Origin of the sequence: Ruegeria sp. HKCCD6119 (assembly GCF_013110585.1) — a bacterium.
Lineage (GTDB): Bacteria > Pseudomonadota > Alphaproteobacteria > Rhodobacterales > Rhodobacteraceae > Ruegeria.
On sequence record NZ_WVQV01000016.1, the window covers coordinates 44195 to 52564 of the forward strand.

The 8370-nt window shown below is 58.7% G+C and carries 9 protein-coding genes and 1 pseudogene; 8 read left to right on the plus strand and 2 right to left on the minus strand.

What is annotated here, in order from left to right:
• Positions 1 to 12: 12 nt before the first annotated feature.
• The gene (locus GS611_RS20120; RefSeq protein WP_171638386.1) at positions 13 to 723 is read right to left on the minus strand and encodes a UTRA domain-containing protein; all 711 of its coding nucleotides are present in this window, start codon (positions 721 to 723) and stop codon (positions 13 to 15) included.
• Positions 724 to 828: 105 nt separating this feature from the next.
• On the opposite strand from GS611_RS20120, the gene GS611_RS20125 reads away from it, so the two are divergent.
• From GS611_RS20125 to dctP, 6 genes are read left to right on the plus strand one after another with little or no spacing between them, the layout of a single operon-like run.
• The gene (locus GS611_RS20125; protein WP_171638388.1) at positions 829 to 1983 is read left to right on the plus strand and encodes an LLM class flavin-dependent oxidoreductase; all 1155 of its coding nucleotides are present in this window, start codon (positions 829 to 831) and stop codon (positions 1981 to 1983) included.
• Complete coding sequence (locus GS611_RS20130) at positions 1983 to 2873, plus strand: aldo/keto reductase family oxidoreductase (protein ID WP_171638390.1); 891 nt, start codon at positions 1983 to 1985, stop codon at positions 2871 to 2873. The genes GS611_RS20125 and GS611_RS20130 overlap by 1 nt, the downstream gene beginning before the upstream one ends.
• Positions 2870 to 3388 (plus strand): flavin reductase family protein, encoded by a 519-nt coding sequence (locus GS611_RS20135; RefSeq protein ID WP_171638392.1) that lies wholly within the window; start codon positions 2870 to 2872, stop codon positions 3386 to 3388. Before GS611_RS20130 ends, GS611_RS20135 begins: the two co-directional genes overlap by 4 nt.
• Before the next feature lie 53 nt (positions 3389 to 3441).
• Positions 3442 to 4029: a TRAP transporter small permease gene (locus GS611_RS20140; protein WP_171638394.1), complete on the plus strand. Its 588-nt coding sequence runs from the start codon at positions 3442 to 3444 to the stop codon at positions 4027 to 4029.
• Entirely contained in the window at positions 4030 to 5319 is a 1290-nt protein-coding gene (locus tag GS611_RS20145) for a TRAP transporter large permease (RefSeq protein WP_152460165.1), read from the plus strand.
• A gap of 24 nt (positions 5320 to 5343) precedes the next feature.
• The gene (gene dctP, locus GS611_RS20150; protein ID WP_171638396.1) at positions 5344 to 6405 is read left to right on the plus strand and encodes a TRAP transporter substrate-binding protein DctP; all 1062 of its coding nucleotides are present in this window, start codon (positions 5344 to 5346) and stop codon (positions 6403 to 6405) included.
• A 30-nt stretch (positions 6406 to 6435) separates the two neighbouring features.
• Here dctP and GS611_RS20155 read toward each other — a convergent pair whose 3' ends face one another.
• A complete protein-coding gene (locus GS611_RS20155; RefSeq protein ID WP_171230701.1) occupies positions 6436 to 6906 on the minus strand; it encodes a tetratricopeptide repeat protein in 471 nt (156 codons plus the stop codon).
• Positions 6907 to 6909: 3 nt separating this feature from the next.
• On the opposite strand from GS611_RS20155, the gene GS611_RS20160 reads away from it, so the two are divergent.
• Positions 6910 to 8193 carry a cytochrome-c peroxidase gene (locus tag GS611_RS20160; protein WP_171638398.1) on the plus strand — a complete coding sequence of 428 codons (1284 nt, stop codon included), beginning with the start codon at positions 6910 to 6912 and terminating at the stop codon, positions 8191 to 8193.
• A 63-nt stretch (positions 8194 to 8256) separates the two neighbouring features.
• Positions 8257 to 8370 (plus strand): annotated as a pseudogene (locus GS611_RS20165) (IS5/IS1182 family transposase); the annotation flags it as partial.

The following is an 8370-nucleotide window of genomic DNA, read 5'->3' on the forward strand; positions in this document are numbered from 1 at the left end:
ATGCGTTTCCTTCTACTTCAGACGTTGAACGTAGTTGGCCTGATCCGGGTCGAACCAGGTTTTTGAGAATTCGACGGGTTCGGCGCTTTCCGACCAGCTGAACCGCTCGATGTAACCGACTGCTTGGCCGGCTGGCTTGGTGAAGTCAGAAGGCGTCCAGTCCGGTAGAGGCCGGACCGAAACCCTGTCTTCGGCTCTTGCGATCCAAAAGCCCAACTGGCGCTGATAATAGCGATAGAGCGAGTCGGACAGCAGGCTCTGGTCGATCAGGCCCGCTGATTCGTCCAGCCAGATTTCTTCGACAGCGATGATTGTATCATTCAGGTAGCGCATCCTCCGGACACGCGAACCGGCGTCAGAAGCACCGAATTTTGGCAGATCAACCGGCTTTTTCAGATGGTCAACCGACAGGATATCCGCACGAGGCAGGCCACCCCCTTCGGGCAGTTCCAGCCTAAACATTGCATAGACGCTGCTTTGCGTACCGGTCTCGCGTATGTAGTTCCCCGAGCCTTGGATTCGCTCCAACATCCCCTTTTTTTCTAGCTCTGAGAGCGATTTTCGCAGCGTCCCAACCGAGACATTCAGCTCTGCGGCCATCTCGCGCTCGGGCGGCAATCGTTCACCGTCAATAAGGCGACCAGCCGCGATGTCACGGATCAGAAGTTCCGCGATCTGAATATATACCGGCAGGGCATTGGGGTTTCGGTTGGATGCAGGCACGGCAGACGCTTCACTCGGTCGCAGGAAAAATTGATACACTATTGATCTACATCAAAGCGATTGCTACGCAAGAGGAAAGTCAAAGATGTACGGAGCGTGAATCAAATGAGCATCGTCCCCATCACATCCCCCGATCTGGATGCGGCCGAAGTTTCGTGGTTCGCTGCCCTGTGTTCCGATGATTACCAGTTCCTTGGCGTTCCCGACGGTGACCTGCGGTCGAGTTGGCAGCATTGCTCGAACATTGTGAAAGAGGCCGAAGCGCAGGGTTTTCGCAACATCCTCTGCCCGTCCTCCTATCAGGTCGGTCAAGACACGCTGAGCTTTGTCGCCGGCTGCGCTCCGATCACCGACCGGATCAACCTGCTGGCCGCCGTACGCTGTGGCGAGATGCAACCGATCATGCTGGCCCGCACCATCGCAACGCTGGACCACATGCTGAAGGGGCGTTTGACGGTCAACATCATCTCATCCGACTTTCCCGGTGAGAAGGCCGACAGCGCGTTCCGCTATCAGCGCTCGCGCGAAGTGGTGGAGATTCTGAAACAGGCCTGGACGCAGGATGAGATCAATCATGCAGGCGAGGTCTATAACTTCTCGGGCCTGACCACCGACCCGGCCAAGCCATATCAGACCGGCGGGCCGCTGCTTTATTTCGGCGGCTATTCTCCCTCTGCCCTGGACCTGTGCGGCGAGCATTGTGACGTCTACCTGATGTGGCCTGAAACCAAGGATCAACTGGCTGAACGGATGAAGGCCGTTCACGCCGTCGCTGAAAACTACGACCGCACGCTGGATTACGGGTTGCGTGTCCATATGATCGTTCGCGATACCGAGGCTGAAGCACAGGAATACGCGGATTACATCGTCTCGAAGCTGGACGACGAATATGGTCGCGCTATCCGCGAACGGGCGCTGGATTCGACCTCGCTGGGGGTGGCGCATCAGGCCAGAAACCGCGATCTGGCGGATGAATACGGCTATGTCGAACCCGGTCTCTGGACCGGTGTTGGCCGGGCACGGTCTGGTTGCGGTGCCGCTCTGGTCGGATCGACGGATCAGGTTATGTCGAAGGTCGAGGAATACCAGAAGATGGGCATCCGCGCCTTCATCTTCTCGGGCTACCCGCATCTGGACGAAGCCCGCCATTTCGGCGCTCGGGTGTTGCCGAATTTGAAAACCTGTTCTCTTCCCGAAGCTTACGGAAGGGTTCCCAAAACGACCCCGGCCACACCGCTGGGCAACGGAGAACGCCGCTGATGCAACGTGTGAAACTATCTGACTCGCTGGAGATGAGCCGCCTTGTCTATGGCATGTGGCGGTTGGGCGATGACAGTGACACGTCCGCGGGCCATGTCGAGGCCAAGATTCAGACCTGTCTGGATCAGGGTATCACCACCTTCGATCAGGCCGACATCTATGGCGGCTACCAGGCCGAGGCCGTGCTGGGTGCCGCCCTGCGCGCCAATCCAAACCTGCGTCAGAAGATGGAGATCGTCACCAAATGCGACATCGTCGCGCCGGTTGGCCGTTACGCGGATGCGAAGGTAAAATACTACGACACCTCGCGCGCCCACATTCTGAAATCGGTCGACACGTCGCTGTCGGAAATGGCGATTGACCACATCGATCTGCTGTTAATCCACCGCCCGGATCCCATGATGGACCACCATGAAACCGGAGCCGCCCTGGATGAGGTTGTCGCCAGCGGCAAGGTCGGCGCGGTGGGTGTGTCCAACTTCCGCCCGTGGGATTGGTCGTTGCTGCAATCGGCGATGAATACGCCGTTGGTCACCAACCAGATCGAAATTTCTCTGGGTCAGATCAGCCCATTCACCAACGGTGATTTGGCCTTTCACCAACAGCATGGCCATCCGTTGATGGCATGGTCGCCGCTGGGTGGAGGCTTGTTGATGGCCGGAAACCCGCCGGTTGGGGTCGTTGCCGATGAAATCGCAGCCGGGTTCGGCGTAGATCGCGCCGCCGTCGCTGTGGCGTTCCTGCTGGCCCACCCGGCCAACATCCTGCCGGTTCTGGGCACCAACAATCTGGACCGGATCAAACGCGCCTCGGACGCATTGAAAGTCAAACTGGATCGCGAAAGCTGGTTCCGCCTGTACGAGGCGGCACTGGGACATGAGGTACCATGATGAACGCAATCTCAAAGGACATGACTCGCACCTTCATTCCACATAAGGACGACACACGTACTCTGCGCGACGCCTTCGGCCGCTTTGCAACCGGTGTCACCATCGTGACCTGCGACAGCGCGGACGGTCCGGTCTGCATCACCGCCAACAGCTTTTCGTCCCTGTCGCTTGACCCACCGCTGATCATGTGGGCCGGAGACCGCAACTCGCGTCGCTTCCCCTATTTCCACAAGGCCCGCCATTTCAGCGTGCATGTGCTGTCGTCGGACCAGGCCGAGCTGTGCTTCGGCTGCTCGAAAGACGCATTTGCACTGCGGGACATCAGCCACGAGCGCTGTGAGAATGGGACGCCGGTGTTGGCAGATTGCCTTGCGCGGTTCGAATGCGAACAGCACGCGTATCACGATGCAGGCGATCACGTTATTGTGGTTGGAAAGGTTCTCAAGGCCAGCATGTCGGATGGAGACGCGCTGACCTTTTATGCCGGGAAACTCGGCCAATTCGCGAAAGTCTAAGCGCGATTTGATGACCGTGGGGGACACCCACGGCTGACCAAGGGAGGATCCGCATGGGCGGACTGGCATCGGTGCTTGCACCGATTGCATTCGTGAACGAAACCGTGCTGCGTCTGGGCCGGGCGTTTGGTGTTGTTGCGATTGCGCTCATGGTGATCGCAATCTTGATCCAGGTGTTTTTCCGATACGTTCTGGGCAATGCGCTGCCGTGGCCGGATGAGGCCGCGCGGTTCTGCATGTTGTGGATGACCGGTCTAATGGCGCCCACCGCCTTTCGGCGTGGCGGCTTTGTGGCCATAGACATGCTGGAACGCTTCCTTCCCCGTATCATCGGTCAAACGCTGAATCTGTTCCTGCTTTTGCTCTCGTTCGCCGTCCTGCTGGTCGCGGTCAATATCGGCTGGTCCGAGGTTACCGGCTTTGGCGGAAAATTCGCCACTGCCGCGCTGTATTTGCCCACCTCTTTCGGGTTCGATGAATGGTATCGCATTCCGCGCAGTTGGATGATGGCATCGCTGCTGGTGGGGATCATCCTGCTGATCTCGGTGAATATCGAGCTGATCCTGCGATCCTTCATCACCTTGCTGGGCGGCGGCCACCTGTTGCCTGAAATTCCTGATGCGGCAGTGGGGGCCGAATAAGTGCTGATCTGGTTCCTGCCCACCTTCCTGATTTTCCTGCTGATCGGCCTGCCGGTCTTTTTCGCTTTGCTGGCGGCGCCCGGTATCCTGCTGTGGCTGAACGGCCAGACGAACGACATCACGTTGCTGTATCGCAATGTCTATAACGGCATGGACAGCTTCCCTCTGATGGCGATCCCCTTCTTCATGCTGGCCGGAGAGCTCATGAACCGAGGCGGCATCACCATCCGCCTTGTCGAGTTTTCGCAGGCTCTGATGGGTCATCTGCGCGGTGGTCTGGCGCATGTGAACGTGCTGAGTTCGATCCTGTTTGCGGGCCTCTCGGGATCCGCCGTGGCGGACACCTCGGCGCTAGGGTCGATGCTGATCCCGGCGATGGAGAAACAGGGCTATACCCGGAAATTCGCCGCCGCGATCACGGCGGCAAGTTCCGTGATCGGGCCGATCATTCCGCCCTCGGGCATCATGATCATCTACGCCTATGTGATGGGCGAAAGCGTGGCCGCGTTGTTCCTTGCGGGGATCGTGCCGGGCGTGATGGTCGGTGTCGGTCTGATGCTGATGATCAAACTGATGGCCGACCGCTATGACTTCCCCGTCGCCAGCCGCAAATACACATGGCCCGAGCGGCGTCAGGCCAGTTTGAAGGCCTTTTTCCCATTGATGACACCGGTCATCATTCTGGGCGGTATTCTGGGTGGTATCTTCACACCGACCGAGGCTGCGGCAGTCGCCGTGGGCTATGCCTTCATCATCGGGTTCTTCATCCTGCGGACATTGACATGGAAAGAGGTCCCCGAGGTGCTCAGCAATGCAGGCATGACTTCAGCCGTTGTTCTGCTGCTGGTTGGTGCTGCGATGGCGTTCAAGACGGTCGTCAGCCTCAGCCATGCGCCGGAACAACTGGCCTCGCTGATCCTCAGCCTGTCAGAAAACCCGCTGATCCTTTTGTTCCTGATCAACCTGCTGCTGTTCATCGTCGGCATGTTCCTGGACGCAGGCCCCGCGATCATCATCCTTGGACCAATCCTTGGACCGATCTTCACCAGTCTCGGCGTCGACCCGATCCATTTCGCCATCATCATGAGCGTCAACCTGACCGTCGGCCTCGCCACCCCGCCAATGGGCCTTGTGCTGTTCGTGGCCGCCGCCGTATCGCGCGAACGGGTTGAAACCATCGCCAAGGCGATCCTGCCGTTCCTGGCGGTCGAAATCATCGTGATTTTCCTGATCACCTACATACCCGCACTATCCATGACGATCCCGAGGATAACGGGATTTGCCAACTAACTGAGTTCCACAGGGAGGAAACGCATGCTCAGAGAATTTATCAAAACCGCAGCGGTGGCCACATCGCTGGTGGCGGCGTCCGCCATGGCTGCGACAGCCGCCGATTATACGCTGCGCGCAACCGCAAATTCGAACGAAAACGATGAGGATTATGACGGTCTGATCGTCTTCAAGAACTATGTCGAATCTGCCTCGAACGGCGCGATCGAGGTCGAACTGTTCATCGGCACACAGCTCTGCTCGAACGGGGCCGAATGCTTGCAGGGCGTGGCAGACGGCACCATCGACATCTACATCTCGACCTCGGGCGGTGCCTCAGGCATCTTTCCTTACGTGCAGGTTCTGGACCTGCCTTATCTGATGGCAGATGACCGCGTTGCCGAGCATGTCCTGTCGGGCGATTTCACCCGCACAATGCGCGACATGGCGCTTGAGGACTCTGGCGGCGCGATCCGTCTGATGACCATAGGCAACACCGGCGGCTGGCGCAACTTCGCCAACACACAGCGCCGCATTGCCGAGCCCGCGGATATGGAAGGTCTGAAAATCCGCACCGTCGTCGCCGACCTGCCGCAGGAACTGGTCAAGGCGCTGGGTGCGTCGCCCACCCCGATCCCGTGGCCGGAACTGTTCACCAGCTTCCAGACCGGTGTCGTTGAAGGATCCAAGAACGGCATCACCGACATCATGGGCATGAAATTCCCGGATGCGGGCCTGCAATACGTAACGCTGGACGGCCACGCCTATATGGGCGCATTGTGGTGGATGAACAACGCCAAGTTCCAGGAGATGCCCGAGGATCTGCGCCGCGTCGTTGTCGACGGGTTTTATGCCCTGCAACAGGCCACTTTCGCCTCCCCCAAGCGCAAGTCGATCCAAGCCTATGAAGATTTCGTCGCCGGTGGCGGAGACCTCTATGTGCTGACACCCGATCAGAAGGCTGCGTTCAAAGAGGCCGCAACGCCAGTCTATGATTGGTTCCAGTCCAACGTTGCGCGTGGCGACGAGATCTTTGCTGCACTGACCGAGGCGGTCGCGGCGGCTGAGGCGGACGTCAACGCCGCTCGTGATGCGGATCTGAAGTGAACGGTTGGGCCGGGCTTTGCGGCCTGGCCCTCACCGAAACGGGTACATCCACCCTTTGTAGTCGTTGACCAGAACATGCGCCTTTTCGATCTGCTCCGGCGACATTTTCTTGACCACTTCCTCAAGGCTGATCGCCGCGTCGGGGTCGCCGCCAATGGCGCTGAGCGTGTACCACATATACGCTCGCACCAGATCGGGCGCGGGCATGCCCAGACCCAATTCATAGTACCAGCCAACGCCCGATTGCGCCCCCGGATGCCCCTTCATCGAGGCGCGCAGATACCATTCAAAGGCCCGTTCGTAATCCTGCTCGACTCCCAAACCCAGCCCGTACATCACGCCGATCAACTCTTCAGCCTCGGCGTTGCCCGAGCGCGCGGCTGGAAGAAGTTCCTCGCGCGCAGCTGCAAACTGTCCGGCTTCCATCATATCGCGCGCTTGTTCCAGTTCAGCCAGAGCCGGAGACGCAAATACGCAAAGGGCAAAAACAAGCTGGCGCATGGGATGGTTGCCTTCTTTTGGGTCGGGGCCGCTGTGGCACAGGATTTGCCGCGCCCGCTGACCGATGATGACTTTATCCCCTTTGATATGGAACAGGCCGCCATCGGTCATCAACTGTTTTACGACCCGATCCTGTCAGGCAACCGCAACATCGCCTGCGCCCATTGTCACCACCCGGATTTCGGCACTTCGGACGGGTTGTCGCTGGGCATAGGAGAAGGCGGGCAGGGGTTGGGGCCGGACCGCACACCCGGCACCGGGGCCGACAGAATACGCAAGCGCATCCCTCGGAACTCTCCGGGCCTGTGGAATCTTGCGGCCAAGGACATACACACCGTCTTTCACGACGGCAGGCTGAGCATTTCCGACGTCTACGGCAACGGCTTCAATTCCCCGGCGCAGGAGTGGCTGCCCGAGGGCCTGAACTCCCTGCTGGCGGCACAGGCTCTGTTCCCCCTGACCTCACAATTCGAGATGGCGGGCAATGTGGCCGAAAATGAAGTCACAGGCGCGGTGCATGATCGTATCGACAACGGCTGGCCCATTCTGGCGAAACGCGTCCGCACCGATCCGCGCTATGGTCCGGCCATCGTCGCCGCCTTTGATGAGGTCGAGACGACCGAGGACATCATGATCACGCAAGTCGCCAACGCTCTGGCCGCTTTCATGGCGATCGAGTGGCGTAGCACTGACAGCCCGTTTGACCACTATCTTGCGGGCGACATGAATGCCCTTTCACCTGCGCAAATCGAGGGGATGAGGCTGTTCTACGGAAAAGCCCGCTGCTCCGCCTGCCACCGCGGACCGCTCATGTCAGATCAGAAGTTCCATGCACTGGGCTTGCCACCCTTTGGGCCGGGTCGCACCCGGCAGTGGGATCCCTTCGTCCGGGATGTCGGCCGCATGGGTGAAAGCAACCGCCTTGAGGATGCCTACAGGTTCCGTACCCCTATGCTACGCAATGTTGCCCTGACCGCGCCTTACGGTCACAATGGCGCCTTCCCCGATCTTGAAAGCGTCATTCGCCATCATTTGGATCCGCAGGCCAGCCTGGACAAATGGACCCCTCAAATGGCTGCCTTACCCAAGGTGCCATGGTTGCAAAAAACGGATTTTCTGGTTTGGCAGGACCAATATGAAATGGCACGTCAACGCAAGAAAATTGATATTGATCCGATCCAGCTTGCGGAATTGGAAATCGAAAACCTGATTGCTTTTCTGCATTCGTTGACAGGTCGCAGCGTAGACTCTCCGATATTCGGTGTGCCGAAAGGATTTACTCCTTAGGGTCAGGATGCATTGATTTTCAAAGCGCTGCATGATTCACGGTTCGAAAAACGGAGCGGTGATATGAGCGACCTTTTCTGGCTGACTGACGAGCAAATGGCCAAACTTTCCCCTTTCTTCCCGCGGTCGCATGGCAAGCCACGGGTCGATGACAAGAGGGTGCTGAGCGGGATTATC

Coding starts and splice junctions, on each gene's coding strand:
- GS611_RS20135 (WP_171638392.1), top strand. CDS start 2,870: ATGATGAACGCAATCTCAAAGGACATGACTCGCACCTTCATTCCACAT.
- GS611_RS20155 (WP_171230701.1), bottom strand. CDS start 6,906: ATGCGCCAGCTTGTTTTTGCCCTTTGCGTATTTGCGTCTCCGGCTCTG.
- GS611_RS20140 (WP_171638394.1), top strand. CDS start 3,442: ATGGGCGGACTGGCATCGGTGCTTGCACCGATTGCATTCGTGAACGAA.
- dctP (WP_171638396.1), top strand. CDS start 5,344: ATGCTCAGAGAATTTATCAAAACCGCAGCGGTGGCCACATCGCTGGTG.
- GS611_RS20125 (WP_171638388.1), top strand. CDS start 829: ATGAGCATCGTCCCCATCACATCCCCCGATCTGGATGCGGCCGAAGTT.
- GS611_RS20160 (WP_171638398.1), top strand. CDS start 6,910: ATGGTTGCCTTCTTTTGGGTCGGGGCCGCTGTGGCACAGGATTTGCCG.
- GS611_RS20130 (WP_171638390.1), top strand. CDS start 1,983: ATGCAACGTGTGAAACTATCTGACTCGCTGGAGATGAGCCGCCTTGTC.